General features: G+C 68.1%; 24 protein-coding genes and 1 pseudogene. 19 read left to right on the plus strand and 6 right to left on the minus strand.

The genetic code is table 11. The features are described 5' to 3' along the window. Window positions 1-183, plus strand: a pseudogene (locus ACK5F2_RS11890) (biotin synthase); the annotation flags it as partial. 53 nt (window positions 184-236) lie between these two features. Continuing rightward, the gene (locus ACK5F2_RS11895; RefSeq protein WP_409864845.1) at window positions 237-1142 is read left to right on the plus strand and encodes a TIGR03915 family putative DNA repair protein; all 906 of its coding nucleotides are present in this window, start codon (window positions 237-239) and stop codon (window positions 1140-1142) included. Between the two features lie 19 nt (window positions 1143-1161). Here ACK5F2_RS11895 and ACK5F2_RS11900 read toward each other — a convergent pair whose 3' ends face one another. Then, the gene (locus tag ACK5F2_RS11900; RefSeq protein WP_409864846.1) at window positions 1162-1788 is read right to left on the minus strand and encodes a phenylacetic acid degradation protein PaaY; all 627 of its coding nucleotides are present in this window, start codon (window positions 1786-1788) and stop codon (window positions 1162-1164) included. A 160-nt stretch (window positions 1789-1948) separates the two neighbouring features. Between ACK5F2_RS11900 and ACK5F2_RS11905 the strand changes: the two genes are divergently transcribed. The 11 genes from ACK5F2_RS11905 (at window position 1949) to paaZ (ending at window position 12397) form a co-directional block, all read left to right on the plus strand. After that, the gene (locus ACK5F2_RS11905; RefSeq protein WP_409864847.1) at window positions 1949-2773 is read left to right on the plus strand and encodes an enoyl-CoA hydratase-related protein; all 825 of its coding nucleotides are present in this window, start codon (window positions 1949-1951) and stop codon (window positions 2771-2773) included. A gap of 8 nt (window positions 2774-2781) precedes the next feature. Beyond that, entirely contained in the window at window positions 2782-3222 is a 441-nt protein-coding gene (gene paaI, locus ACK5F2_RS11910; protein ID WP_133604167.1) for a hydroxyphenylacetyl-CoA thioesterase PaaI, read from the plus strand. Window positions 3223-3247: 25 nt separating this feature from the next. Next, the gene (gene paaK, locus ACK5F2_RS11915; RefSeq protein ID WP_409864849.1) at window positions 3248-4564 is read left to right on the plus strand and encodes a phenylacetate--CoA ligase PaaK; all 1317 of its coding nucleotides are present in this window, start codon (window positions 3248-3250) and stop codon (window positions 4562-4564) included. A 39-nt stretch (window positions 4565-4603) separates the two neighbouring features. Next, a complete protein-coding gene (gene paaA, locus ACK5F2_RS11920) occupies window positions 4604-5608 on the plus strand; it encodes a 1,2-phenylacetyl-CoA epoxidase subunit PaaA (protein ID WP_409864851.1) in 1005 nt (334 codons plus the stop codon). Further along, on the plus strand, window positions 5605-5901 hold the full coding sequence (gene paaB, locus ACK5F2_RS11925) for a 1,2-phenylacetyl-CoA epoxidase subunit PaaB (protein WP_409864853.1): 297 nt from the start codon (window positions 5605-5607) through the stop codon (window positions 5899-5901). The genes paaA and paaB overlap by 4 nt, the downstream gene beginning before the upstream one ends. Before the next feature lie 16 nt (window positions 5902-5917). Then, window positions 5918-6691, plus strand: coding sequence for a 1,2-phenylacetyl-CoA epoxidase subunit PaaC (paaC, locus tag ACK5F2_RS11930; RefSeq protein WP_409864855.1), 774 nt, complete (start codon window positions 5918-5920; stop codon window positions 6689-6691). Continuing rightward, the gene (gene paaD / locus ACK5F2_RS11935) at window positions 6688-7230 is read left to right on the plus strand and encodes a 1,2-phenylacetyl-CoA epoxidase subunit PaaD (RefSeq protein WP_170223031.1); all 543 of its coding nucleotides are present in this window, start codon (window positions 6688-6690) and stop codon (window positions 7228-7230) included. The genes paaC and paaD overlap by 4 nt, the downstream gene beginning before the upstream one ends. Window positions 7231-7232: 2 nt before the next feature. Next, the gene (gene paaE / locus ACK5F2_RS11940) at window positions 7233-8324 is read left to right on the plus strand and encodes a 1,2-phenylacetyl-CoA epoxidase subunit PaaE (RefSeq protein ID WP_409864856.1); all 1092 of its coding nucleotides are present in this window, start codon (window positions 7233-7235) and stop codon (window positions 8322-8324) included. 16 nt (window positions 8325-8340) lie between these two features. Beyond that, complete coding sequence (locus ACK5F2_RS11945; RefSeq protein WP_409864857.1) at window positions 8341-8967, plus strand: TetR/AcrR family transcriptional regulator; 627 nt, start codon at window positions 8341-8343, stop codon at window positions 8965-8967. A gap of 61 nt (window positions 8968-9028) precedes the next feature. Beyond that, window positions 9029-10186: an ABC transporter substrate-binding protein gene (locus ACK5F2_RS11950; protein WP_409864859.1), complete on the plus strand. Its 1158-nt coding sequence runs from the start codon at window positions 9029-9031 to the stop codon at window positions 10184-10186. Window positions 10187-10345: 159 nt separating this feature from the next. Then, complete coding sequence (gene paaZ / locus ACK5F2_RS11955; RefSeq protein WP_409864860.1) at window positions 10346-12397, plus strand: phenylacetic acid degradation bifunctional protein PaaZ; 2052 nt, start codon at window positions 10346-10348, stop codon at window positions 12395-12397. A 109-nt stretch (window positions 12398-12506) separates the two neighbouring features. Here the strand turns inward: paaZ and ACK5F2_RS11960 are convergent, their stop codons facing one another. Continuing rightward, window positions 12507-13661, minus strand: coding sequence for an L-lactate dehydrogenase (locus ACK5F2_RS11960; RefSeq protein ID WP_409864862.1), 1155 nt, complete (start codon window positions 13659-13661; stop codon window positions 12507-12509). Window positions 13662-13819: 158 nt separating this feature from the next. Here ACK5F2_RS11960 and ACK5F2_RS11965 point away from each other — a divergent pair, with 158 nt between their 5' ends. After that, a complete protein-coding gene (locus ACK5F2_RS11965) occupies window positions 13820-14647 on the plus strand; it encodes an EAL domain-containing protein (RefSeq protein WP_409864877.1) in 828 nt (275 codons plus the stop codon). A gap of 27 nt (window positions 14648-14674) precedes the next feature. Here ACK5F2_RS11965 and ACK5F2_RS11970 read toward each other — a convergent pair whose 3' ends face one another. Then, complete coding sequence (locus ACK5F2_RS11970) at window positions 14675-15604, minus strand: LysR family transcriptional regulator (RefSeq protein ID WP_409864864.1); 930 nt, start codon at window positions 15602-15604, stop codon at window positions 14675-14677. Window positions 15605-15661: 57 nt separating this feature from the next. Between ACK5F2_RS11970 and ACK5F2_RS11975 the strand changes: the two genes are divergently transcribed. After that, on the plus strand, window positions 15662-16075 hold the full coding sequence (locus ACK5F2_RS11975; RefSeq protein ID WP_409864866.1) for a YbaN family protein: 414 nt from the start codon (window positions 15662-15664) through the stop codon (window positions 16073-16075). 67 nt (window positions 16076-16142) lie between these two features. On the opposite strand, the gene ACK5F2_RS11980 is transcribed toward ACK5F2_RS11975, so the two are convergent. Continuing rightward, window positions 16143-16937, minus strand: a complete 795-nt coding sequence (locus ACK5F2_RS11980) for a PEP-CTERM sorting domain-containing protein (RefSeq protein ID WP_409864867.1) — start codon at window positions 16935-16937, stop codon at window positions 16143-16145. A 196-nt stretch (window positions 16938-17133) separates the two neighbouring features. Beyond that, a complete protein-coding gene (dinB, locus tag ACK5F2_RS11985) occupies window positions 17134-18390 on the minus strand; it encodes a DNA polymerase IV (protein ID WP_409864869.1) in 1257 nt (418 codons plus the stop codon). Window positions 18391-18606: 216 nt separating this feature from the next. Between dinB and ACK5F2_RS11990 the strand changes: the two genes are divergently transcribed. Genes ACK5F2_RS11990 through ACK5F2_RS12005 form a run of 4 tightly spaced genes read left to right on the plus strand, consistent with a single transcriptional unit; the run spans window position 18607 to window position 22950 of the window. Next, entirely contained in the window at window positions 18607-19887 is a 1281-nt protein-coding gene (locus ACK5F2_RS11990) for an efflux RND transporter periplasmic adaptor subunit (RefSeq protein WP_409864870.1), read from the plus strand. After that, a complete protein-coding gene (locus tag ACK5F2_RS11995; protein ID WP_409864871.1) occupies window positions 19884-20594 on the plus strand; it encodes an ABC transporter ATP-binding protein in 711 nt (236 codons plus the stop codon). Before ACK5F2_RS11990 ends, ACK5F2_RS11995 begins: the two co-directional genes overlap by 4 nt. 4 nt (window positions 20595-20598) lie before the next feature. Next, window positions 20599-21756: an ABC transporter permease gene (locus ACK5F2_RS12000; RefSeq protein ID WP_409864873.1), complete on the plus strand. Its 1158-nt coding sequence runs from the start codon at window positions 20599-20601 to the stop codon at window positions 21754-21756. Between the two features lie 24 nt (window positions 21757-21780). Further along, a complete protein-coding gene (locus ACK5F2_RS12005) occupies window positions 21781-22950 on the plus strand; it encodes an ABC transporter permease (RefSeq protein WP_409864874.1) in 1170 nt (389 codons plus the stop codon). Between the two features lie 16 nt (window positions 22951-22966). On the opposite strand, the gene ACK5F2_RS12010 is transcribed toward ACK5F2_RS12005, so the two are convergent. Continuing rightward, window positions 22967-24440: aminotransferase class V-fold PLP-dependent enzyme (locus ACK5F2_RS12010; RefSeq protein WP_409864875.1), on the minus strand; the 1474-nt coding region annotated here is incomplete at its 5' end.

A 24440-nucleotide genomic window follows, 5' to 3' on the forward strand; every position in this document is an offset into this window, starting at 1 on the left:
GTGGAGCGTCTGCTGCAGGCGCGGCAGGTGCGTCGCCTGCGCCTGGAGGATCTGCGCCGCGCGCGGCTGAACCTGAGCAAGCTGCTGCCCTTTGTGCTGCTGGACGGTCACCGCCCGGCCAGCAGCGGGCCGGGCGCGCCCGCGGCCCTGCTGCCGCCGCGCCAGGGCGAGCTGTTCGCCTGATTTCGAACCTGACATCGACCCTGATATCGAACCTCAGCGACACAGGAGTTCCCATGCCCCAGACCATTCATCTCGACGGCCCCACCGACATTGCCGGCTTCAAGCATGCAGCGCGCCGCCTGCTGGTGCAGGGCGTGCCACCGGAGGCCCTGATCTGGTCCTGCGAGGACGAAGGCTCGCTCTGGGGCGCCGAGTCGGAACTCGATGCGCCGGCCGCGGCCGAAGCGCCCCAGCCGCCGGCCTCCCTGGTGCGGGTGCCGCCGGCTTTTGTGGCCCTGTGCGAGCGCGTGCTGCTGCACCGCGAGCCGCGCCGTTTTGCCCTGATGTACCGCCTGCTCTGGCGCCTGACCCATGAGCCGCGCCTGCGCGGCGACCCTCTGGACCCTGACTGGCGCCTGGCCGAGGGCATGGCGCGCGCGGTGGACCGCGACATTCACAAGATGCGGGCCTTTGTGCGCTTCACCCCGGTCTGGGAGGGAGAGGAGGGCGGCCAGCCGGGCGGGCAGCCGGGCGGGCAGCCGGGCGAGGAGCCGCGGCACATCGCCTGGTTCGAGCCCCAGCACCATATCGTGGAGGCGAATGCCGATTTCTTCCGGCGCCGCTTCGCCCAGATGCGCTGGGCCCTCCTCACGCCCGAGCGCTGCGTGGAGTGGGACGGCCGGGCCCTGCAGTTCCGCCCCGGTGCCCGCCGCGAGGACGCGCCCGCGCCCGATGCCGGCGCCGCGCTCTGGCTCACCTACTACCAGCACATCTTCAACCCGGCCCGGCTCAAGCTGGCCCAGATGCGCAAGGAAATGCCCCCGCGCTACTGGCATAACCTGCCCGAGGCCCGTCTGATCACACCGCTCAGCCAGGCCGCGGCCGCGCGCAGCCAGGGCATGGTGGCTGCCGAACCACCGGCGCCGCGGCCCTACAAGCCCATGCAGCGCGGCCTGGGCGAGGGCGCGGCGGCGGGCTGAGCCGGGCGGGCTTGCAGGCTCAGGCCGACGTGCTGCCCGAGCCGCTCTCGCGCTTGAGCGCCTGCAGGGTGCCGTAGTCGCTGTCCGGCAGGCGCGGGCGTCCGGCTTCCTCGGCGGCCAGGGGCTGCACCTCCACCAGGCTGGCCTGGCAGCGGCGGGTGAGCTGCTGGTAAGTCTCGGTACCCTGGCGCTTCCAGCGCATCTCGTCCTCGCTGAGTTCGCGCATGACCTTGGCCGGCAGGCCGGCGATCAGCGATTTCGCGGGCAGCTTCTGGCCCGCGCGCACAAAGGCGCAGGCGGCCACGATGCTGAAGGCGCCCACCTCGGCCTCGTCCATCACCACGGCATTCATGCCCACCAGGGCGTCGTGGCGCACCACGCAGCCGTGCAGCACCGCGCCATGGCCGATATGGCCGTTTTGCTCCACCACGGTCTCGGACTTGGGGAAGCCGTGCACCACGCAGCTGTCCTGCACATTGGCGCCTTCCTGGATCACGATGCGGCCGAAGTCCCCGCGCAGCGAGGCGCAGGGGCCGATATAGCAGCCCGGGCCGATCACCACATCGCCGATCAGGACCGCCGTGGGGTGGACGTAGGCGCTGGGGTGAACGACGGGGATCAGGCCATCGATGGCATAGCAGGGCATATCGGGCTCCGGGTGGCGGGGCTAGGGGTTTTTGCTAGGGCTTTGCGGGGTCTGGGCTCTTGCGCCAAATCAAGGCGGACCTTACTATCTACCGACCGGTCGGTCAATGAATGCTTGACCCCAGGCAAGACAAGACGGCGGCGATGGAGCGAGACAAACCATGACCCCAGCACAAACAGGCCCGGACGAGGCCTTGCTGAAGATCGAGCAGGAAGGCGCCGTGCGCCTGCTCACCCTGAACCGGCCGCAGGCACTCAATGCCTTCACCACGGCCCTGCTGGTGCAGCTGCGCGATGCGCTGGAGGCCGCCGCACGCGATGCCAGCGTGCGCTGCGTGCTGATCACGGGCGCGGGCCGGGGCTTTTGCGCCGGTCAGGATCTGTCCGACCCGCTGATCAAGCCGCCCATCGCGGCGGGCGAGCAGCCCAAGGACATCGGCCATCTGCTCGACAACTACTACATCCCCATGGCGCTGAGCCTGCGGGCCATGCCGGTGCCCGTGATCGCCGCGGTCAATGGCGTGGCGGCCGGCGCCGGTGCCAGCCTGGCCCTGGGCTGCGACCTGGTGCTGGCGGCCGAGAGCGCCAGCTTCATCCAGGCCTTCTCCAAGATCGGCCTGATCCCGGACTGCGGGGGCACCTGGCTGCTGCCGCGCCTGGTGGGGCGCGTCAAGGCCCTGGAGCTGGCCCTGCTGGGCGACAAGCTGCCCGCCGCCGAGGCCCAGCGCATCGGCCTGATCTACCGCGCCCTGCCGGACGCCGAGCTGGCTGCCGAGGCCATGGCCCTGGCGCAGAAGCTGTCCGCCATGCCGGTCAAGGCCCTGGCGGCCACCCGCCAGGCCCTGGATGACGCCCTGCTGCTGGACTTCGAGGCCGCGCTGCGCAACGAGGCCCTGCTGCAAAGCCGCCTGGGCTTTGCCGGCGACTACCAGGAGGGCACCCGCGCCTTCCTGGAAAAGCGCAAGCCCAGCTTCACCGACCGTTGAGCGCCGCCATGACAGCTCAAGCCATTGCCGAAGCGGTGCGCGACGCCATGCTGGCCAATGACCGGGCCAGCACCGGCCTGGGCATGGAGATCCTGGCCGTGGGGCCGGGCAGCGCCACGGCGGCCATGACGGTGCGCGAGGACATGCTCAACGGTTTTGATATCTGCCATGGCGGCCTGGTCACGACCCTGGCCGACACGGCATTCGCCTTTGCCTGCAACTCGTACAACGAGCTCACTGTGGCATCGGGCTTCAATGTGGACATCGTCGCGCCCAGCCGGGCCGGCGACCGGCTGACGGCCGTGGCCAGCGAAGTCTCGCTGGCGGGCCGCACCGGCGTCTACGACATCACCGTGCGCAATCAGCGCGACGAACTGATCGCGGTGTTCCGCGGCCGCTCCTACCGCATCAAGGGCAAGCCCGTGGTGCCGGGTCTGGCGGCCGGCTGAAGAACACACCGAGGAGACAAGACCCATGCCCGTGAAGACCCCCGCGCCAGGTGATCTGGAGCCGATCGAGAAAGCCAGCCTGGACGAGCTGCAGGCCCTGCAGCTGCAGCGCCTGAAGTGGAGCCTCAAGCACGCCTATGAGAACGTGCCGCACTACAAGGCGGCCTTCGATGCCAAGGGTGTGCACCCGGACGATCTGAAGTCCCTGGCGGACATTGCCAAGTTCCCCTTCACCACCAAGCAGGACCTGCGCGCCAACTACCCCTTCGGCATGTTCGCCGTGCCGCGCGAGCGGGTGGCCCGCATCCACGCCAGCTCCGGCACCACGGGCAAGCCCACGGTGGTGGGCTACACGGCCCGCGATATCGATACCTGGGCCAGCCTGGTGGCGCGCTCCATCCGCGCCTCGGGCGGTCGGCCGGGTGACATCGTGCACATCGCTTATGGCTACGGTCTTTTCACCGGCGGCCTGGGTGCGCACTATGGCGCCGAGCGCGCCGGCTGCACCGTGATCCCCATGTCCGGCGGCCAGACCGAGAAGCAGGTGCAGCTGATCCAGGACTTCCGGCCCGACATCATCATGGTCACGCCCAGCTATATGCAGGTGATCATCGAGGAGTTCACGCGCCAGGGCCTGGATGCGCGCGCGTCCTCGCTCAAGGTGGGCATCTTCGGCGCCGAGCCCTGGACCGAGGCCATGCGCCGCGAGATCGAGGCCAAGGCCGGCATCGACGCGGTGGACATCTATGGCCTGTCCGAGGTCATGGGCCCGGGCGTGGCCAATGAGTGCATCGAGAGCAAGGACGGCCCGGTGATCTGGGAAGACCATTTCTATCCCGAGATCATCAACCCCGAGACCGGCGAGCCGGTGGCCGATGGCGAGGAGGGCGAGCTGGTCTTCACCTCCCTGTCCAAGGAAGCTCTGCCCATCATCCGCTACCGCACCCGCGACCTGACGCGCCTGCTGCCCCCCACCTCACGCAGCATGCGCCGCATGGGCAAGATCGTGGGCCGCAGCGATGACATGCTGATCATCCGTGGCGTGAACATGTTCCCCACCCAGGTGGAGGAGCTGGTGCTGCAAGAGGCCCAGCTCAGCGGCCAATACCAGATCGTGGTCAGCCGCGAGGGCCATCTGGACGAGGTGGCGGTGCATTGCGAGCTGCAGGCTGCGGCCGTGGGCAGCGCGGACCCGGCGGCCATCGCCAAGTCCCTGCAGCACCGCATCAAGACCCTGATCGGCGTGTCCACCAAGGTCATCGTCGGTCAGCCCGATTCCATCGAGCGCACCCTGGTCGGCAAGGCCCGGCGTGTGGTCGACAAGCGCCCCAAGGGCGCCTGAGCCTTTCCCCGCAGCAGCGAGCCAGCAAGGAGTTCATCCATGTACACCCAGGCGATGAGCGTCGGCCCCCAGGACGCTCCCAGCAGCAAGATCAAGAGCGCCGATGAGGCGCAGCGCGAGGCGGCCTTCGAGGCCCGCATCGCCGCGGGCGATTTCATCGAGCCCAAGGACTGGATGCCCGAGCATTACCGCAAGACCCTGGTGCGCCAGATCAGTCAGCACGCGCATTCCGAGATCGTGGGCATGCTGCCCGAGGGCAACTGGGTCACGCGCGCGCCCACGCTCAAGCGCAAAGCCATCCTGCTGGCCAAGATCCAGGACGAGGCGGGCCACGGCCTCTACCTGTATTCCGCGGCCGAGACCCTGGGCACCTCGCGTGACCAGATGCTGGACGCCCTGCACACGGGCAAGGCCAAGTACAGCTCCATCTTCAACTACCCGACGCTGAACTGGGCCGATATCGGCGTGATCGGCTGGCTGGTGGATGGCGCGGCCATCATGAACCAGGTGCCGCTGTGCCGTTGCTCCTACGCGCCCTATGCACGCGCCATGATCCGCGTCTGCCGCGAGGAGAGCTTCCATCAGCGCCAGGGCTACGAGAGCCTGCTGGTCATGATGCGTGAGGGCACGGCCGCGCAGAAGGCCATGGTGCAGGACGCGGTCAACCGCTGGTGGTGGCCGGCCCTGATGATGTTCGGCCCCGAGGACAAGGATTCGCCCAACTCCGAGCAGTCCATACGCTGGGGTATCAAGCGCATCACCAATGACCAGCTGCGCCAGAAGTTCGTGGACGCCACCGTGCCCCAGGCCGAGATCCTGGGCATCACGCTGCCCGACCCCGATCTGAAGTGGAACGCCGAGCGTGAGGCCCATGACTTCGGCAAGATCGATTGGTCCGAGTTCTGGCGCGTGGTCAATGGCGAGGGGCCGCTGAATCGCGAACGCCTGGGCGCTCGCGTCAAGGCCTGGGAAGACGGAGCCTGGGTGCGCGAGGCCGCCCTGGCCCATGCCCGCAAACAAGCTACCAAGGAACAAGCAGCATGAGCTCGAACACCCAAAACGAATGGCCGCTGTGGGAAGTCTTTGTCCGCAGCAAGGCGGGCCTGGACCACAAGCATTGCGGCAGCCTGCACGCCGCCGACGCCAAGATGGCCCTGCAGATGGCACGCGACGTCTACACCCGCCGCCAGGAAGGCACCAGCATCTGGGTGGTGCTGTCCAGCCAGATCGTGGCTTCGGACCCGGGCGAGAAGGGCATGTACTTCGACCCCATGGAAGACAAGGTGTACCGCCACCCCACCTTCTACGAGCTGCCCGAGTCGGTCAACCACATGTAAAGCGCGGAGCGGCACGATGACGGCTTCCATCCAAGTGGGCGAAAGCCCCCAAGTCCAGTACCTGCTGCGCCTGGGCGACAGCTGCCTGGTGCTGGCCCAGCGCATCTGCGAGTGGAGCGGGCATGCGCCCATCCTCGAGGAGGACCTGGCCCTGTCGAACATGGCCCTGGACCTGCTGGGCCAGGCCCGCGCCCTGCTGACCCACGCCGCCCGGTTGGACGGCCAGGGGCATGACGAGGACCAGCTCGCCTTTCTGCGCGACGAGCGCCAGTACCTGAACCCGGTGCTGATGGAGTTGCCGCGTGGCGACTTCGCCTTCACCGTGCTGCGCAACTTCGCAGTCTCCACCTGGCTGCTGCTGCTGTGGCGCCGGCTCGAGGGCTCCAGCGACGCCGAGCTGGCCGCCATTGCCGGCAAGGCCGTCAAGGAAGCGGCCTACCACCAGCAGCATGCCGCCGACTGGGTGCTGCGCCTGGGTGATGGCACCGAGGAATCCATTGCCCGCATGCGCGCCGCGCTCGGCACGCTCTGGCCCTATTGCAACGAGCTCTTCGACAGCGACGCGGTGGACGCCGCCGCCGCCGCCCAGGGTCTGGGCCCGGACTGGGCCTCGCTCAAGGACGAGTGGCGGGCGCAGTTCTGTGAGGTGCTGGCCGAGGCCGGCCTGGACTGCCCCAAGGACAGCGCCTATCAGAGCCAGGGCCGCCGCGGCATCCACAGCGAGCATCTGGGCCATATGCTGGCGACCATGCAGTACCTGCAGCGCGCCTACCCCGGAGGCGTGTGGTGACCAGCCCGGCCGAGCGCGGCCCCGCCTGCGGACGGCTGGAAGCCGCCTGGGAGGTGCTGCGCCAGATCCCGGACCCCGAGGTCCCGGTGATCAGCCTGTGCGAGCTGGGCATCGTGCGCGATCTGAGGCTGCTGGAGGACGGAACCGAGGGCCTGGAGGTGGTGCTCACGCCCACCTATTCGGGCTGTCCCGCCACCGAGCTGATCCAGGACGATGTACGCGCCGCACTGGCCGGCTTTGGCGAGGTGCGCATCACCATGCAGCGTGCTCCCGCCTGGACCACCGACTGGATCAGCGAGGAGGGCCGGCGCAAGCTCAAGGACTACGGCATCGCGCCGCCCGGTCCCGCCAACGCCCTGGCCAGTGGCGCCGCGCAGCCCATCCGCCTGGTGCACCGCGCCGCGCTCACCAAGCTGGCCTGCCCGCGCTGCGGCAGCGAGCAGACCGAGAAGCTCTCCGCCTTCGGCTCCACCGCTTGCAAGGCTCTATACCGCTGCCTGAGCTGCCGCGAACCTTTTGAACATTTCAAACCCATCTGACCATGAGCCTGCACTTTCACCCCCTGCGTGTGCGCGAGGTCCGGCCCGATACCGATGAGGCCGTGATCGTGAGCTTCGAGCTGCCGTCCGAGCTGGTCGAGACCTTTCGCTTCACCCAGGGGCAATACCTGACCCTCAGGCAGGAGATCGACGGGCAGGATCTGCGCCGCTCCTACTCCATCTGCGCCGGGGTGGACGACGGCGAGCTGCGCGTGGGCGTGCGCAAGGTCCAGGGCGGCAAGTTCTCCACCTGGGTCAATGAGCAGCTCAAGGCTGGCGATGTGATCCAGGTCTTTCCGCCCCAGGGGCGCTTCGGCCTGCAGCGCGAGGGGGCTGCGGCCGAGGGGGCAGGGTGCCATCATGTGGGCATTGCCGCGGGCTCGGGCATCACGCCCATCCTCTCCATCATGAAGACCGTGCTGGCGCGCGAGCCCGGCAGCCGCTTTACCCTGATCTATGGCAACCGCCGCCAGGCCAGCACCATGTTCAAGGAGGAGCTGGAGGATCTGAAGAACCGCTACCTGACCCGTGTTGCCCTGCATCATGTGTTCTCGCGCGAGGCGGTGGATGCGCCGCTGCAGGCCGGGCGCCTGGACGCCGGCAAGCTGGCGGCCTTCTTTGCCAGCCTGGTGCCGGCCGCGAGCATCGACCAGGCCTATGTCTGCGGCCCCTTCGAGATGAACGAGGCGGCCGAGGCCGTGCTCAAGGCCTCGGGCGTGGCCGACGATCGCATCCATGTGGAGCGCTTCGGCACCGTGGAGATGCAGACCGGCCAGCCCGCGCCGCACGAGGTGCGCGAGGGCGATGCGGCCCAGGCCCGCGTGCTGGTGATCCGCGACGGCGTGAGCCGCGAGATCGAGTTCGGCAAGAGCGATCCCAGCCTGCTGGACGCCGCCGCGCGCGCCGGCATGGATGTGCCCTTCTCCTGCAAGAGCGGTGTGTGCTCCACCTGCCGCTGTAAGCTGATGGAGGGTCAGGTGCGCATGGACCAGAATTTCGCGCTGGACAAGGCGGAGATCGCCGCAGGCTTTATCCTCAGTTGCCAAGCCCATCCGCTGACCGAGCGGGTGGTCATTTCCTTCGACGAACGCTGAAGCCTGTTGAACATCCATGGCCCGAGGACGCGCCCCCGGTTTTGAATCCACCCGCGAGGAAATCCTCGCTGCCGCCGCGCGGCTGTTTGCACGCCAGGGCTACCCCGGCACCTCGATGAACGAGGTGGCCGAGGCCTGCCAGGTCTCCAAGCCCACGCTCTACCACTATGTGCGCGACAAGCACGAGCTGCTGATGCAGATCTGCGAGGGCCATGTGCAGGCCTTGGAGGCCCTGGTGCAGGAGGTGCGGGCCCAGCAGCTGGAACCCGAGGCGCATCTGCGCGCCCTGATCGGCCGCTTTGTGCGCGAGTACGGTCAGGCCCAGAACCAGCACCGCGTGCTGACCGAGGACGTGAAGTTCCTGGACCCCGAGGACCGCGCCCGCCTCTTGGAGGTGGAACGCCGTGTGGTGGCCGCCTTCGCGGACGCGGTGGCCGCGGTGCGCCCCGAGCTGCAGGACCAGCGCCTGCACAAGCCCCTGACCATGCTGCTGTTCGGCATGATCAACTGGACCTTCACCTGGCTGCGCCCCGATGGCGAGCTGAGCTACGAGTCGGTGGCGCCCATGGTGGCCGACCTGTTCTTTGGCGGCCTGGGCGCGGTCAAGATTCCCGATACCCAAGCGGCGCCGGCCCCCGCCTGAGCACCGCCTCTTTCTTTATCCGAGCCACAAGAGCACCCATCCACCCTAGGAGACATAGACGATGAAGAGCAAGACCCTGATCAAGTCCCTGCTGGCGGCCAGTCTGGCCGGCCTGGGCCTGGCGGCACATGCCGATATCAATGTGGGCGTCACGGTGTCGGCCACCGGGCCGGCGGCGTCGCTGGGCATTCCGGAGAAGAACACCTTCACCCTGATGCCCACGACCATCGCTGGCAAGAAGATCAACTACATCGTGCTGGACGATGCCTCCGACACCACGGCGGCCGTCTCCAACACCCGCAAGCTGATCACGGAACACAAGGTGGATGTGGTCGTGGGCTCCACTACCACGCCCAACTCCCTGGCCCTGATCGACGCCGTGGCCGAGGCCAGCACGCCCATGATCTCCATGGCCGCCTCGGCCCGCATCGTGGAGCCCGTGGACGGCAAGAAGAAGTGGGTCTTCAAGACCCCGCAGAACGACATCATGATGGCCCTGGCCATCGTCCAGCACATGGTGGACAACGGGGTCAAGTCCGCCGCCTACATCGGCTTTGCCGATGCCTATGGCGAGGGCTGGTATCAGGAGTTTGCCAAGATCGCCGGCGTCAAGGGCCTGAAGATCGTGGCCAATGAGCGCTACAACCGCAATGACACCTCGGTCACCGGCCAGGTGCTCAAGCTGATGTCCGCCAAGCCCGACGCGGTGCTGATCGGCGGCTCCGGCACGCCGGCCGCCCTGCCGCAGAAGGCGCTCAAGGAGCGCGGCTACACCGGCAAGTTCTACCAGACCCATGGCGTGGCCAATAACGACTTCCTGCGTGTGGGCGGCAAGGATGTGGAAGGCACTTTCCTGCCCGCCGGCCCGGTCCTGGTGGCGGCCCAGCTGCCGGCCAACCACCCGGTGAAGAAGAGCGCCAGCGACTACATCGCCAAGTACGAGGCCGCCTTCGGCAAGGGCACGGTCAGCACCTTCGGCGGCCACGCCTGGGACGCCGGCATGCTGCTGCAGGCCGCCATCCCCGCGGCGCTGAAGAGCGGCGCCCAGCCCGGCACGCCGGCCTTCCGTGCGGCCCTGCGCGACGCGCTGGAATCCGTCAAGGAACTGCCCGCCGCGCACGGCGTGTTCAATATGTCGCCCACCGACCACCTGGGCCTGGACCAGCGCGCCCGCGTGATGGTCAAGATCGAGAACGGTACCTGGAAGTACGTTCCCTGATCTGACGGGCACTGGGCTACTGCGCGAGCCGATACCGGGCCTGCGGTGCTCGCCGTACGAGAGTACGGCTGCGCGCCTCGGGTCCAGTCTCGGCCCGCTTGCGACGCCCCTTGCCCGCCAGATCTGCCTGTTCAAGACCGAAGTACCGAGATTGCTGCCATGTCCACCCCCATCCTCCAGAGCCTGATCGCCGACCGCTGGATCGGTGCCACCGCCTCGCGTGCCCTGCACAGCGCCATCAACGGCCGCACCGTGGCCCAGACGCATTCGGAAAGCATCGACTTTGGCGAGAGCCTGGCCTATGCCCGCGGCCAGGCCCTGCCGGCCCTGCTCAAGCTCACGTTCCAGCAGCGCGCCGCCCAGCTCAAGGCCCTGGCGGCCTATCTGATGGAGCACAAGGAGGGGCTGTACGCCATCTCGGCCCACACGGGCGGCACGCGTGCGGACAACTGGATCGATATCGAGGGCGGCATCGGCACTCTGTTCGCCTATGCCAGCATGGGCCGACGCGAGCTGCCCTCCAGCAATATCGTGCATGAGGGCCCGGCCGTGGCCCTGGGCCGCGAGGGATCTTTCCTGGGCTCGCATGTGCTGGTACCCAAGCGCGGCGTGGCCGTGCACATCAATGCCTTCAACTTCCCCATGTGGGGCATGCTGGAGAAGTTCGCGCCGAGCTTCCTCGCGGGCATGCCCTGCATCGTCAAGCCCGCCACCGCCACCAGCTATGTGGCCGAGGCCTGCGTGCGCCTGATCCAGCAGTCCGGCCTGCTGCCCGCGGGCGCGCTGCAGCTGGTGATCGGCGGCTCGGGCGATCTGCTGGACCGCCTGCTCGAGACCGATGTCGTGACCTTCACCGGCTCGGCCGATACCGCGGCCATGCTGCGCGTCAACAAGAACCTGATCGCCCGCAGCATTCCCTTCAATGCCGAGGCCGACAGCCTGAACTGCGCCATCCTGGCGCCCGATGTGGAGCCGGGGGATCCGGAGTTCGAGCTCTTCGTCAAGGAGGTGGCGCGCGAGATGAGTGCCAAGGCCGGCCAGAAGTGCACGGCCATCCGCCGCGCCATCGTGCCGGCCCGCCATATCGATGCGGTGGCGAGCATGCTGCGCGAGCGCCTGGCCAAGATCAAGGTCGGCGATCCGGCGGTCGAGGGTGTGCGCATGGGCGCCCTGGCCTCGAAGGAGCAGCAGGCCGATGTGGCCGAGCGCCTGGCCGCCTTGAGCGCCGGCAACGAGATCGTGTTCGGCGCGCGCGACGGCTTCGCCCCGGTGGGCGAGGGCGTGGAGCAGGGCGCCTTCTTCGCGCCCACCCTGCTGCTGTGCCGCGACGCTTTTGCCAATGAGGCCGTGCACGAGCTGGAGGCCTTCGGCCCGGTCTCCACCCTGATGCCTTATGAAGACTTCGACCAGGCCCTGGCCCTGGCGGCCAAGGGTCGCGGCAGCCTGGTGGGCTCGGTGGTCACCAAGACGCCGTCCATTGCGGCCGAGGCTGTGATGCATGCCGGCGCCTTCCATGGCCGCATCCTGGTGCTGGACCGCGACGCGGCCAAGGAGAGCACCGGCCATGGCTCGCCCATGCCCGCGCTCAAGCACGGCGGCCCGGGCCGCGCCGGTGGCGGCGAGGAACTGGGTGGCATCCGCGCCGTCAAGCACTATCTGCAGCGCTGCGCGGTGCAGGGCTCGCCCACCATGCTCAGCGCCATCACCGGCGAGTACCAGCGTGGCGGCAAGGTGCAGGAAGACGCCATCCATCCCTTCCGCAAGCATTTCGAAGAGATCCAGATCGGCGACTCCCTGCTGACGCACCGCCGCACCGTCTCCGAGGCCGATATCGTCAACTTCGGCGGCATCTCGGGCGACTACTTCTATATGCACTTCGACGAGATCGCGGCCAAGGACACACAGTTCGGCCAGCGCATCGCGCACGGCTACTTCGTGCTCTCGGCGGCGGCCGGTCTCTTCGTCTCGCCCGCGCCGGGCCCGGTGCTGGCCAATTACGGTCTGGACACCCTGCGCTTCGTCAACCCCGTGGCCATCGGCGACACCATCCAGGCGCGCCTGACCTGCAAACGCCGCATCGACCGCGGCAACCGCCCCGACCAGCCGCCCCAGGGCGTGGTGGCCTGGGATGTGCAGGTGATGAACCAGCGTGGCGAGTTGGTGGCCAGCTACGACATCCTGACCCTGGTGGCCAAGAAGTCGGCGGCCTGAGCGGTGGAGCAACTCGCGCTGCGGCACACACGCCGCCCAAGCGCGAGCGGCAAGCTCAGCTGTTCAGTCCGGCCAGCGCGCCTCGCCAGGGGCGCGTGCGCTCTAGGTCTCAGGCGCTCGGGTAGCTGCCCGGCACCAGGATGCTGCGGTCCACGTTCTGCAACTGGGTGTGGCCGCAAAAGGCCATGGTCACGTCCAGCTCCTTGTAGAGGATCTCCAGTGCGCGGGTGACGCCGGCCTCGCCCATGGCACCCAGGCCGTACACCATGGCGCGGCCAATCATGGTGCCCCGCGCGCCCAGGGCCCAGGCTTTCAGCACGTCCTGGCCGCCGCGGATGCCACCATCCATCCAGACCTCGATGCGCGAGCCCACCGCGGCGACGATGGCCGGCAAGGCCTGGATGCTGGACGGTGCGCCATCCAGCTGACGGCCGCCATGGTTGCTGACGACGATGGCATCCGCCCCGCTGGCCACGGCCAGCTCGGCGTCCTCCACATCCATGATGCCCTTGAGGATCAGCTTGCCGCCCCAGCGCTCCTTGACCCAGGCCACATCGGCCCAGGACAGGCGCGGGTCGAACTGCTCGTTGGTCCAGGCGGCCAGCGAGCGCATATCGCTGACCCCCTTCACATGCCCCACGAGGTTGCGGAAGGTGTGGCGGCGCGTGCCCGCCATGCCCAGGCACCAGCGCGGCTTGCCGGCCAGATTGATCAGGTTGCGCAGCGTGGGCTTGGGTGGCGCGGTGAGGCCGTTCTTCAGGTCCTTGTGGCGTTGGCCGATCACCTGCAGGTCCAGGGTCAGCACCAGGGCCGAGCACTTGGCGGCCTTGCAGCGGTCGATCATGCGGGCCATGGCCTCGCGGTCGCGCATCATGTAGAGCTGGAACCAGAAGGGCGCGCTGGTGTGTTCGGCGATGTCCTCGATCGAGCAGATGCTCATGGTCGAGAGCGTGAAGGGAATGCCGAACTTCTCGGCCGCGCGCGCCGCCAGGATCTCGCCGTCGGCATGCTGCATGCCAGTCAGCCCCACCGGGGCGATGGCCACCGGCATCTTGGCCGCTTGGCCCACCATGGTCGTGGCGCAGCTGCGGTTCTCCATATTCACCGCCACACGCTGGCGCAGCTTGATGGCCTGGAAGTCGGCGCTGTTGGCGCGGTAGGTGCCCTCGGTCCAGCTGCCGGAGTCGGCATAGTCGTAGAACATGCGCGGCACGCGCTTCTGGGCCAGGACGCGCAGGTCTTCGATGCAGGTGATCACGGGCATGGCGGGCGTCTCCGATGTTCTTGAACTCAACTCGTCCGCATGCTAGGGCAAGGCAGCAGAGGCGGGCATGAAAGAGTTTCAGGCGAGCGGCGAAAGTTGTTCAGGTGCCGGCCGTGGCCGGTGTGCGCAAACGCGCTCCTGGATGGCAGAATCAATCGATGGTTGCCTCCCACGTGCATCGTCCGAACGCTTCCTTCCCCGCCGGATTCCGGCCCCTGGAAGGCACGGTGGCGGATTGCGAGGACTGTGGCAAGGCCGAGCGCCTGGGCTTCCAGTTTGACTTCGCCTATCAGCCCATTTTGGATCTGAAGGCCGCTCGGATCTTTGCGCATGAGGCCCTGGTGCGCGGCCCTGCCGGCGAGCCTGCGCAATCCGTGCTGTCTCAGGTCAATGATCACAACCGATACCGGTTCGACCAGGCGTGTCGGGTGAAGGCGATCAAGGGCGCGGCCGAGCTCGGCATCCAGGATTGCGTGTCCATCAATTTCCTCCCCAACGCGATCTACAAGCCCGAGCTCTGCATCCGCACCACGCTGCGTGCGGCTCAGACGCATGGCTTTCCGGTGGAACGCATCATCTTCGAGGTCACGGAAGGCGAGCGGGTTGAAGATGGGCCCTGGTTTGCCGAGGTCCTGCGCGAGTACAAGCGCTGTGGCTTCAAGACCGCGATCGACGACTTTGGTGCCGGCTACGCGGGGCTCAAGCTGCTGGCCGACTTCCAGCCCGATCTGATCAAGATCGACATGGACCTGGTGCGCCATATTGACGCGAGCAAGCCCAGGCAGGCCATCGTCAAGCACCTGGTCCGGCTTTGCGCCGAGATGCGCATCGAGGTCATCGCTGAAGGGATAGAGACGCCGGCGGAGCGCGACTTCCTCCTCGATGCCGGCATCCATCTGATGCAAGGCTATCTGTTCGCGAAGCCGGCTTTCAAGTCGGTGGCCACGCTGGCGCCGACGGCCCTGCGCGGCGCACCAGCGCGCTGATGGCTTGACGCCCCGAGGCGGATCGGATCAGGCCGATCTGTCGCCCGCGGCCAGCTCGGCGGCGGCGCAGCAGCTGGCCAGCCAGGCGGCAAATGCCTGCGCTCCTACACTCTCGGCGGCATGCAGATGCAGCACATAGGGCTTTTGTGCGGGCACGCTCAACGCGAAGGGCCTCAGCAAGGCCCCGCTGCCCAACCAGGCGGCGGCCAGGCTGGGCCGACCCAGCGCGATGCCCTGGCCGCAGGCCGCCGCCTCCAGCGTCAGGCCCAGATCAACAAAGCGTGTACCGTGGCTGGGTTCTGGCCAGTCGAGGCCGGCCGCACGCAGCCACGGCGTCCAGGGTTCGATCGGCGTGCGCAGCAGCGGGGCATGGCACAGATCGGCCGGTTCGCGCAAAGGGGTGCCTTCTCGCTCCAGCCGCTGCAGCAGGGAGGGCGCGAGCAATGGCGTGACCTGGCCCAGCATCAAGACCTGGCCCTCGCTGCCACCTGCGCCTGTCAGGCTGTTGCCGATCTCGACCTCCGCCTCGGGGGCGGCTTCGTCCAGAAAGGGGGTGGACAGCAGCAGTTCCAGCTCGATGTCCGGATGAGCCGCGGTGAATTGGGGCAGGGCGGGCACCAGGATCTGGCGAGCGAAAGTGGGAGGTGCCGCGATGCGCAGGCGCTCCACCCGCTGCACCGCGCGCCGGTGCAGCGGAATGGCCGCTAGCAGCTCCAGCGCGGCACGCAGCTGCGGCAGGTACTCCTTGCCCGCAGCCGTCAAGGTCAGGGGCTTGGTCGAGCGCAGCAGCAGGCTCACACCCAGCAGCTCTTCGAGTGTTGAGATGCGCTTGGACACGGCACTGGCGCTGATGCACAGCTGCTCGGCCGCCCGCTCCAGACTGCCCAGCCTTGCTGCGGCCTCGAAAGCGCGCAAGCCATCGATCGACGGAAAACGGAGGAATTGCTCGCTGCTCATAGGGCGCCAACTGTAGCGGCCGAGCGGGCGCTGCTGAAGCCTTCTACACTGCACGGCATGTCGCCCGATCCCGTGCCCGCCGTCATGCACATCGACCCGCCGCGTCGGCCGGTGTGGTGGCGTCTGCTCTGGGCGCTTGCCGGCGCGATCAGTCTGGCGCTGGGCATCGTCGGCATCTTTCTTCCGGTGCTGCCCACCACGCCCTTCGTACTGCTGGCGGCCTTCTGCTTCTCGCGCGGCAGCCGCAGGGCCGAGGCCTGGCTGCTCAACCATCCGCGCCTGGGCCCCATGGTCCGCGACTGGCGCGCCACCCGTGCCGTGCCCTTGCGTGCCAAGCAGATCGCCACCGTGATGATGACGCTCAGCTCGATCTGGGCCGGCTACACCCTGCCCCTGGCCTGGTGCTGGCTGCCGGCCGCGGGCTGCGCTGCGGTGGCCGCCTGGCTCTGGAGCCTGCCCACGCGGCGCTGAGCGTCGGGCCCAGGACGCAAAGGCCTGTTGAGACCCGCAGGTGGGCGGGCCTCAAGGCTGCTTGCCTTCAGTTCGGGCGCCTACGCAAGACACTGCCCATCAGGCCCAGGCCGAGCAAACCCAGGGCCAGCGTGCCGGGCAGCGGCACAGTTTGAGGTCCTTGACCCACGAACACATCAATGCTGGTGCTCGCGAGCACGCGCGAGTCTTGCAGCGCCTGCAGTGTGAAGGTGTACTGGCCGTCAAGATTGGGGTCAAAGACCCAGTTCGAGCCGTTGTCGAAGAAGTCCAGATTCCAGGAGTTCTGGACCAGATTGTTGCCGGCAATAAAGGACGCGTAGGCGGTTTGCTGCGCCAGCGTGCCGCCCCCCCCGTCACACCCGGTGCGCTGGTCGTTGAATTCCGAGCTGCCGTTGTTGCCGAAGGAGTGATCCCCGCAAGCGACGCCCTTGATCGGGTCAAAGTCCAGGAAACTGGTGCCTACACCCGGATTGAAATCCATCTGCAGCCGGTAGCTGAGTTGACTCAGATTCCGACCCAGCTGACCTGTCAGGTCACTATTGATGGACCACTCGAAATTCCATTTCGCGCGCACATTGCCAGCACCACCGCCACCGACCTCATGGTCGTAGCTGCCATCACCATTGCTGTTGAACTGATTGGCGGGTGCGGGATAGCGCACCTTGGCGCGAAGACCCAACTCGATGCCCTCGGACCGGTCGACGGTGAAAGCGCCGTTGGCATTGCCGGAACCAAAAATCACGGACGTCACGTTTTGGTCGAAGAGCAGGGGCCCTGCTATTGCTGGCATAGCGGCTGAAACGGTCACCACGAGAGTCACAAGCTGAGGTTTGATCTTCATGCAGGTCTCCGAGAGTTTTGAACGCCACGATCGTGGTGTTTCAGTGCAAGCAAATGTCGCGCCAGGTATATGGAGTTCTTGCTGGCATCCACGATGTCATGGGAGACGCGGGGCCGATCGGTGTTCAGAGCCATGGATTTGCAAACGGCCTGGACCTGGGACATGTAAGAAATGTCGACAGTTCGCGAACTTGGCCTCAGAACAGCTCCAGGCTCTCCAGGCGCGGCGCGGCCTTGTCCTCGCTAGGCCCCACCTTGCGGGCCGGAGCGCGGCGCGGCGGCTTGAGCGAGAGCGCCTCGCCCGGGCGGCTGAGATTGCCGATGCGCACGCCCAGCAGGCGCAGCCGTTTGCTGAGATCGACGCGCTTGAGGCAGCTGCCCGCGGCACGACGGATGGCGGCGGCGTCGGCGATGGGCAGGTCCAGGGTCAGGTCGCGGGTGACGGTGACAAAGCCCTCGAAGCGCAGCTTGAGGCCCACGGTGCGACCCTGGTAGCCCTTGCGCGCCAGGTCGCGGGCCAGCTGCTCACAGAGCTCGGTGAAGATGGCGCCCAGCTCGGCTTTGTCGTGCACCGCGTGCAGATCGCGCTCGAAGGTGGTCTCGCGGCTGATGGAGACGGGCTCGCTGTGCGTGACCACGGGACGGTTGTCGCGCCCGTGCGAGGCCTCATGCAGCCAGGCGCCATAGCTCTTGCCGAAGTTCTGGATCAGCCACAGCGGCTCGGCGGCGGCGATCTGGCCGACGGTCTCTAGCCCCAAGGCATTGAGCTTGGCCGCGGCCTTGGGGCCTATGCCATTGATCTTGCGCACCGCCAGGGGCCAGATGCGGGCGGGGATGTCCTCGCGGGTCAGCACCGTCAGGCCATCGGGCTTGTCGAGCTCGGAGGCGATCTTGGACAACAGCTTGTTGGGCGTGACGCCGATGGAGCAGGTCAGGCCCGTGGCGCTGAAGACCGAGTTCTTGATCTCGCGGGCGAAGGCCCGCACCCCGCCCAGCGGGTCATGGCCCACGGCCTCGCGTGCGCCGGGCACCTCGCTGAGGTCGATGTAGATCTCGTCGATGCCGCGGTCCTCGATCACTGGCGCGATCTCGGCCACCGCGGCCTTGAACAGGCGCGAGTAGTGGCGGTAGCGCTCGAAGTCCGTGGGCAGCAGGATGGCGTCGGGCGCGCGCAGCGCGGCCTTCATCAGGCCCATGGCCGAGAACACGCCCAGATCGCGCGCGGCATAGGTGGATGTCGTGGCCACGCCGCGGCCCGTGTAGTCGCGCAGGCGGGCGAATTCGCGCGTGCCATCGGGCTTGAGGCGCGGCGCATGGTCGCGCCGCCCGCCGATCACCACGGGCAGGCCCTTGAGCTCGGGGTAGCGCAGCAGCTCCACCGAGGCGTAGAAGGCGTCCATGTCCAGGTGCGCGATCAGGCGATCGGGCAAGGTGGGCGCGGCAGAGGTGGACATGGTGCGGCCGATTATCGCGGCCTTCATGCCGGGGCGTGGCAGCAGGACGGCCGCGGAGAGACGGCCGCGGAGAGAAGGCCACGGAGAGATGGCCTTGCGGGGTCAGATCTTGAGCTAAACCCCGTCTTCATCTGCTTTGTGCACAATGGCTGGCCTTTGTGCTTACGAGACGCTCCCTCCCAACTTTGCGGGCCATCGCAGGCTCGATCCGACACCATGGCAGATGCAGCATCCCCCGCAGGACTGGCGGGCCTCAAGCTTGACAGGAACACCACGGGCAAGGGGCCCAAGCGTCGCCGGCTGCCCTGGCGCTGGGTGCTGACCGGGCTTGTGGTGCTGGGTGTGGTGGGGGTGGCCTTGGCGCCGCGGCCTACCGAGGTGCGTGTCAGCTCGGTGCTGCAGAGCACGCCGGCGGCCCAGTACGCCCAGCTCACCGCCTCGGGCTATGTGGTGGCCCAGCGCCGCGCGGCCGTGGCATCCAAGGCCAGCGGGCGCCTGGTGGAGCTGAATGTGCGCGAGGGCTCGGTGCTCAAGAAGGGCGATCTGATCGCGCGCATCGATGCCTCCGATGTGCAGGCCTCCATCGGGGCGGCGCTGGCGGGCGTGCGCCTGGCCGAGTCCAGCGCGCGCCAGGCGCAGAGCGGCGCGCAGCAGGCCCAGGTGGAGCTGAGCAATGCGGACGCCGAGTACCAGCGCAGCCTGAGCCTGCAGGCCCAGGGCTTTGTGTCCAGCCAGGCCCTGGACGCCGCGCGCCGGCGCCTGGACGCGGCGCGGGCCGGCCTGGCCGCAGCCCAGGCCGGCGTGGGCTCGGCCCAGGCGGCGGTGCAGCAGGCGCAGGCCCAGCTGGCCCTGCAGCAGGTCAACCGCGACTTCACCGAGATCCGCGCGCCCTTTGATGGCGTGGTGCTGGTGAAGAACGCCAATGTGGGCGACATCATCACGCCCTTCTCCAATGCCGCGGGCTCCCAGGGGGCGGTGGTGACCATGGCCGATCTGGGTACGCTGGAAGTGGAGGCCGATGTCTCCGAGTCCAGCCTGGCCAAGGTGGCGCCGGCCCAGCCGGTGGAGATCACGCTGGACGCCTTGCCGGGCCAACGCTTCCAGGGTCAGGTCGCGGGCATCGTGCCCACGGTGGACCGCGCCAAGGCCACGGTCATGACCAAGGTGCGCTTTGATCAGCTCGATGCCCGCATCCTGCCGGAGATGAGCGCCAAGGTGGTGTTTCTGTCCAAGAAGCCGGCCGCCGAGGAGCTCAAGCCGGTGCTGGCCGTCAACCCCAAGACCCTGCAGGAGCGCGAGGGCAAGACCTGGCTCTTGCGCCTCAAGCGCGAGGGTGAGCACGATCAGCTGGAGGCGCTGGAGGTCAAGAAGGGTCGCAGCCTGGGCGATCTGGTCGAGGTCTCGGGTGCGGACCTGAAGTCGGGTGACCGGGTGGTGCTGGAGCCGGGACCCAAGCTGGCCGGCGGTGCCCGCGTCACGGTCTCGGCCAAGCCATGAGCGGCGCTGCCCAGCCCCTGATTCGCATCGAGTCCCTGTCCAAGGCCTACCGCCGCGGGCAGCAGGACATTCCGGTGCTGCTGGATGTGAGCCTGGAGGTGCAGGCCGGCGAGTTCGTGGCCCTGATGGGGCCCAGCGGCTCGGGCAAGAGCACCCTGCTCAATCTGATCGCCGGCATCGACCAGCCCACGAGCGGACGCATCGTGATCGGCGGCGTGGACATCGCCACCCTGGGCGAGGGCGCGCTGGCCGACTGGCGCGCCGCCCATGTGGGTTTCATCTTTCAGTTCTACAACCTCATGCCCGTGCTCACCGCGCTGGAGAACGTGGAGCTGCCCCTGCTGCTCACGGGTCTGTCGGCACGCCAGCGCCGCGAGCATGCGCAGGCCGCCCTGGCCATGGTGCGCCTGGACGACCGGCTGGACCATTACCCCAACGAGCTCTCGGGCGGGCAGCAGCAGCGCGTGGCCATAGCGCGCGCCCTGGTCAGCGATCCCAGCCTGATCGTGGCGGACGAGCCCACAGGCGATCTGGACCGCAACACTGGCGGCGAGGTGCTGGATCTGCTGGAGCGCCTGAATCAGGAGCTGGGCAAGACCATCGTGATGGTCACCCACGACCCCAAGGCCGCGGCCCGGGCGCGGCGCCTGATCCATCTGGAGAAGGGCGTGCTGGTGCCGGACGAGGCCGTGAGCGGCGGGGACTGAGCCCATGTTTGTGCTGCGCCTGCTGCTCAAGAACGCCTTCCGCCACAAGCTGCGCACCCTGTTGACCCTGGTGGGCCTGGTGGTGGCGCTCTCGGCCTTCGGCCTGCTGCGCACGATCGTGGACGCCTGGTATGCGGGCGTGGAGGCCAGCAGCAGCACTCGCCTGGTCTCGCGCAGTGCCATCTCCCTGACCTTTCCCCTGCCCCTGTCCTATGCCCAACGCCTGCGGGCCGTGGAGGGGGTGAGCAGCGTGTCCTGGGCCAACTGGTTTGGCGGCATCTACATCACGGAGCGCAACTTCTTTCCGCAGTTCGCGGTGGAGCCGGCCAGCTATCTGGCGCTTTACCCGGAGTACCGGCTCAGTGATGAGGAGCGCCTGGCCTTCATCCGCGATCGCCAGGGCGCCATCGTGGGGCGCAAGCTGGCCGACAAATTCGGCTGGAAGATCGGCGACCAGATCCCGCTGCGCGGCACCATCTATCCCGGCACCTGGACCTTCACCCTGCGCGGCATTTGGGACGGAGCCGAGGCCAAGACCGACGAGAACCAGATGCTCTTCCACTGGGGCCTGATCAACGAGAGCCTGCGCAAGCGCCTGGGCAACCGGGCGGACTTTGTGGGGGTCTACATCATCGGCATCGACGACCCCCAGAGCGCGGCCCAGGTCTCGCAGCGTGTGGACGCGCAGTTCAAGAACTCCCTGGCCGAAACCCTGACCGAGACCGAGAGCGCCTTCCAGCTCAGCTTTGTGTCCATGAGCGAGGCGATTCTGGTGGCGGTGCAGGCGGTGAGCTACATCATCGTGCTCATCATCATGGCAGTGATGGCCAACACCATGACCATGACGGCCCGCGAGCGCCTGGCCGAATACGCCACGCTCAAGGCCCTGGGCTTTCCGCCGGCCTTTGTGGTCAAGCTGCTCTTTGGGGAGAGCCTGACCATCGCCCTGGCCGGCGGGGTGCTGGGCCTCTTGCTGACCCTGCCCATGGCGGCAGCCTTTGCGCAGGCCGCCGGCACCCTGTTCCCCATGTTCCAGGTCTCGGGCCTGACCATGGCTTTGCAGCTGCTGGCCGCCCTGATCGTGGGCGTGGTGGCGGCCGCATGGCCGGCCTGGCGCATGAGCCGTATCGATATCGTGCAGGGGCTGCGCCATGTGGCCTGAGTTCGCAGCCTTGGGGAGCCTGGCATGAAGGCCGTGCCGCTGAGCTATATCGCGCGCAACCTTTGGGTGCGGCGCGTCACCACCCTGCTCACTGCCGGGGGCATGGCCCTGGTGATCTATGTGTTCGCCACCGTGCTGATGATGAGCGAGGGCATACGCAACACCTTGGTGGCCACGGGGCAGGCCGACAATGTGATCGTGCTGCGCAAGGGTGCTGGCGCCGAGATCAACAGCGGCATCGCACGCAGCCAGGCCGCCATCGTCGAGAGCCTGCCCGGCATTGCCACCGACACCCTGGGCCGACCCCTGCTGAGCAAGGAGCCCGTGGTGCTCAACAACCTGCCCAAGCGGGGAAGCGGCAAGCCCAGCAATGTCACGGTGCGCGGCACCTCGGCCCAGGGCCTGCAGCTGCGGCCGTCTGTGCAGATGCTGGAGGGGCGCATGTTCCGCCCCGGCAGCTCCGAGATCGTCACCGGCCGCGCCGTGGCCCAGGGTTTTCAGGGCGCGGCCCTGGGCGAGACCCTGCGCTTTGCCGGCCGCGACTGGACCGTGGTTGGGGTGTTCGATGCCGGTGGCAGCGGCTTCGATTCCGAGATCTGGGGCGATGCGGAGCAGATGCTGCAGGCCTTCCGGCGCGATGCATTCTCGACCGTGGTGTTCCGGCTGCAGGAGCCGGCGCAGTTCGAGGCCATCAAGGCGGCCATCGAGGCTGATCCGCGCCTGCAGCTGGAGGCCAAGCCCGAGCGGCGCTTCTATGCCGAGCAGAGCGAGGCCCTGGCCACCTTCATCAGCATTCTGGGCACCTCGCTGTCGGTCATCTTTTCCATCGGCGCCATCGTGGGCGCCATGATCACCATGTTCGCCGCCGTGGCCCAGCGCATCGGCGAGATCGGCACGCTGCGCGCCCTGGGTTTCCGGCGCGGCGCGGTGCTGCTGGCCTTTCTGGGCGAGTCCATGCTGCTGTCCCTGGTGGGCGGGCTGATCGGCCTGGCCGCCGCCGCCCTGATGCAGACGGTGAACATCAGCACCACCAACTTCCAGACCTTTGCCGAGCTTGCCTTCCAGTTCCGACTCACGCCCACCATCGTCTGGCAGACCCTGCTCTTCGCCCTCTTCATGGGCTTTGTGGGCGGCTTCATTCCCGCCTGGCGGGCGGCCCGGCTCAAGATCGTGGACTGTCTGCGCGCGGCCTGATACGCGCGTCTGAGCCTCAGTGCCCGCCGTCGCGCGGAGCCAGGGCCAGACCGCCGGCCAGCTGCCAGGCCCGCGCATGGCCGAGTGCCCGCAGGTGCAGAGTGGCCTCACGGCTGCGCTGGCCGCTGCGGCACAGCAGCAGCAGGGGTTGTTGCATCAGCTCGGGCCGCTGTGACAGGGCCTGGGCAAAGCCTTTCAGGGGCAGGCCCAGGCGCTGGCAGCTCTGCAGGGCGGCGGGCAGCTCGCCCGCCACCTGCTCATAGGGCTCGCGCACATCGATCAGCAGGGTCTCGGGCTGCTGGCCCAGATGCTGGGCCAGGCCCTGCCAGGCCAGGTCGATCTCGGCACCCGGATCCTGGCTGGGCTTCAGCAAGTTCGGCGCCGCAGCCTCGGCCGCGCCGCTGTGCTGCTGACGCGCCCAGACCTCGCCCGCGCGGCGCAGGGCCTCGCAGCAGCGGGCGATGAATTCGGCGCTGGCCAGCGGCCCGCAGGACAGGCGTATGGCCCCCTGGCTGGCCCAGGCCGGGCGGCCCATGGCGTCCAGCACATGGCTGCCGGCGGCCTTGCCGGCCGAGCAGGCGCTGCCCGCGCTGACCTGGATGCCGGCGGCGTCCAGCAGATTCATCAGCTGCCGGCTGCTGGCGCCTGGCACGGCGAAGTTCAGCGTGGTGGGCAGGCAGTGCTCCAGGGGGGCGTTGAACGCCAGGCCGGGAAAGGCCTGCCGCAGGGCCGCGACCAGGGCCTGCCGATGGCGTTCCAGGGTGGCGGCATCGGGGAAGAGTCGGCCCTCGTTCAGGGCCTCGAACACGGCGCCGAAGCCGGCAATGCCCGGCAGGTTCTCGGTGCCCGAGCGCTGCTCGGCCTCCTGACCGCCGCCCACCATCAGCGCTTGATACGGGCTACCCTCGCGCACATAGAGCAGGCCCACGCCCTTGGGGGCGTAGAGCTTGTGACCGGAGAAGCTGGCGTAGTCGATGCGGGTGCTGTCCAGCTTCAAGTCCAGCTTGCCCAGGGCCTGCACGCTGTCCACCAGCCACAGGGCGGGGCTCTGCTCCGCCTGCAGCAGGGCCTCGATGCCGGCGATATCGCTGATCACCCCGGTCTCGTTGTTAGCGGCCATGGTGCACAGCAGGGCGGTCTGGGGCAGCCAGTCACGCAGCCGGGCCAGCTCATGCCGGCCCTGGGCGTCCACCGGCAGCAGGCGCACTTCCAGGTTCAGGCCCAGGGCCTCGTTCCAGTGCGAGACCGCTTGCAGCACGGCCTTGTGCTCGGTGGCGCCGACCAGGAGCAGGGGGGCGACGGCCTGACCTGCCTCGCGACGCTGGCGCAGGCTCAGCAGGGCGCTGAACACGGCCGTGTGAATGGCCGCGGTGGCGCCGCTGGTGAAGATGCAGCGACCGGTGGCCGCACCGATGGCTTGCCGCGCGGCGCGGCGCGCGCGCTCCAGTTCATGGCGGGCCCGCAGGCCCTCGCTATGACTGCTGCTGGGA

It is taken from the genome of Roseateles sp. (assembly GCF_046300915.1).
In the GTDB taxonomy this organism is placed as follows: domain Bacteria; phylum Pseudomonadota; class Gammaproteobacteria; order Burkholderiales; family Burkholderiaceae_C; genus Kinneretia.

What these genes read in the sequence shown, in the direction of transcription:
- ACK5F2_RS11965 (WP_409864877.1), top strand. Translation starts at nt 13,820, where the DNA reads ATGGTTGCCTCCCACGTGCATCGTCCGAACGCTTCCTTCCCCGCCGGA.
- ACK5F2_RS11900 (WP_409864846.1), bottom strand. Translation starts at nt 1,788, where the DNA reads ATGCCCTGCTATGCCATCGATGGCCTGATCCCCGTCGTTCACCCCAGC.
- ACK5F2_RS11995 (WP_409864871.1), top strand. Translation starts at nt 19,884, where the DNA reads ATGAGCGGCGCTGCCCAGCCCCTGATTCGCATCGAGTCCCTGTCCAAG.
- ACK5F2_RS11990 (WP_409864870.1), top strand. Translation starts at nt 18,607, where the DNA reads ATGGCAGATGCAGCATCCCCCGCAGGACTGGCGGGCCTCAAGCTTGAC.
- ACK5F2_RS11905 (WP_409864847.1), top strand. Translation starts at nt 1,949, where the DNA reads ATGACCCCAGCACAAACAGGCCCGGACGAGGCCTTGCTGAAGATCGAG.
- ACK5F2_RS11980 (WP_409864867.1), bottom strand. Translation starts at nt 16,937, where the DNA reads ATGAAGATCAAACCTCAGCTTGTGACTCTCGTGGTGACCGTTTCAGCC.
- dinB (WP_409864869.1), bottom strand. Translation starts at nt 18,390, where the DNA reads ATGTCCACCTCTGCCGCGCCCACCTTGCCCGATCGCCTGATCGCGCAC.
- ACK5F2_RS12005 (WP_409864874.1), top strand. Translation starts at nt 21,781, where the DNA reads ATGAAGGCCGTGCCGCTGAGCTATATCGCGCGCAACCTTTGGGTGCGG.
- ACK5F2_RS11970 (WP_409864864.1), bottom strand. Translation starts at nt 15,604, where the DNA reads ATGAGCAGCGAGCAATTCCTCCGTTTTCCGTCGATCGATGGCTTGCGC.
- ACK5F2_RS11960 (WP_409864862.1), bottom strand. Translation starts at nt 13,661, where the DNA reads ATGCCCGTGATCACCTGCATCGAAGACCTGCGCGTCCTGGCCCAGAAG.
- paaA (WP_409864851.1), top strand. Translation starts at nt 4,604, where the DNA reads ATGTACACCCAGGCGATGAGCGTCGGCCCCCAGGACGCTCCCAGCAGC.
- paaZ (WP_409864860.1), top strand. Translation starts at nt 10,346, where the DNA reads ATGTCCACCCCCATCCTCCAGAGCCTGATCGCCGACCGCTGGATCGGT.
- paaK (WP_409864849.1), top strand. Translation starts at nt 3,248, where the DNA reads ATGCCCGTGAAGACCCCCGCGCCAGGTGATCTGGAGCCGATCGAGAAA.
- ACK5F2_RS11975 (WP_409864866.1), top strand. Translation starts at nt 15,662, where the DNA reads ATGTCGCCCGATCCCGTGCCCGCCGTCATGCACATCGACCCGCCGCGT.
- ACK5F2_RS12000 (WP_409864873.1), top strand. Translation starts at nt 20,599, where the DNA reads ATGTTTGTGCTGCGCCTGCTGCTCAAGAACGCCTTCCGCCACAAGCTG.
- ACK5F2_RS11950 (WP_409864859.1), top strand. Translation starts at nt 9,029, where the DNA reads ATGAAGAGCAAGACCCTGATCAAGTCCCTGCTGGCGGCCAGTCTGGCC.
- paaI (WP_133604167.1), top strand. Translation starts at nt 2,782, where the DNA reads ATGACAGCTCAAGCCATTGCCGAAGCGGTGCGCGACGCCATGCTGGCC.
- ACK5F2_RS11895 (WP_409864845.1), top strand. Translation starts at nt 237, where the DNA reads ATGCCCCAGACCATTCATCTCGACGGCCCCACCGACATTGCCGGCTTC.
- paaB (WP_409864853.1), top strand. Translation starts at nt 5,605, where the DNA reads ATGAGCTCGAACACCCAAAACGAATGGCCGCTGTGGGAAGTCTTTGTC.
- paaE (WP_409864856.1), top strand. Translation starts at nt 7,233, where the DNA reads ATGAGCCTGCACTTTCACCCCCTGCGTGTGCGCGAGGTCCGGCCCGAT.
- paaC (WP_409864855.1), top strand. Translation starts at nt 5,918, where the DNA reads ATGACGGCTTCCATCCAAGTGGGCGAAAGCCCCCAAGTCCAGTACCTG.
- ACK5F2_RS11945 (WP_409864857.1), top strand. Translation starts at nt 8,341, where the DNA reads ATGGCCCGAGGACGCGCCCCCGGTTTTGAATCCACCCGCGAGGAAATC.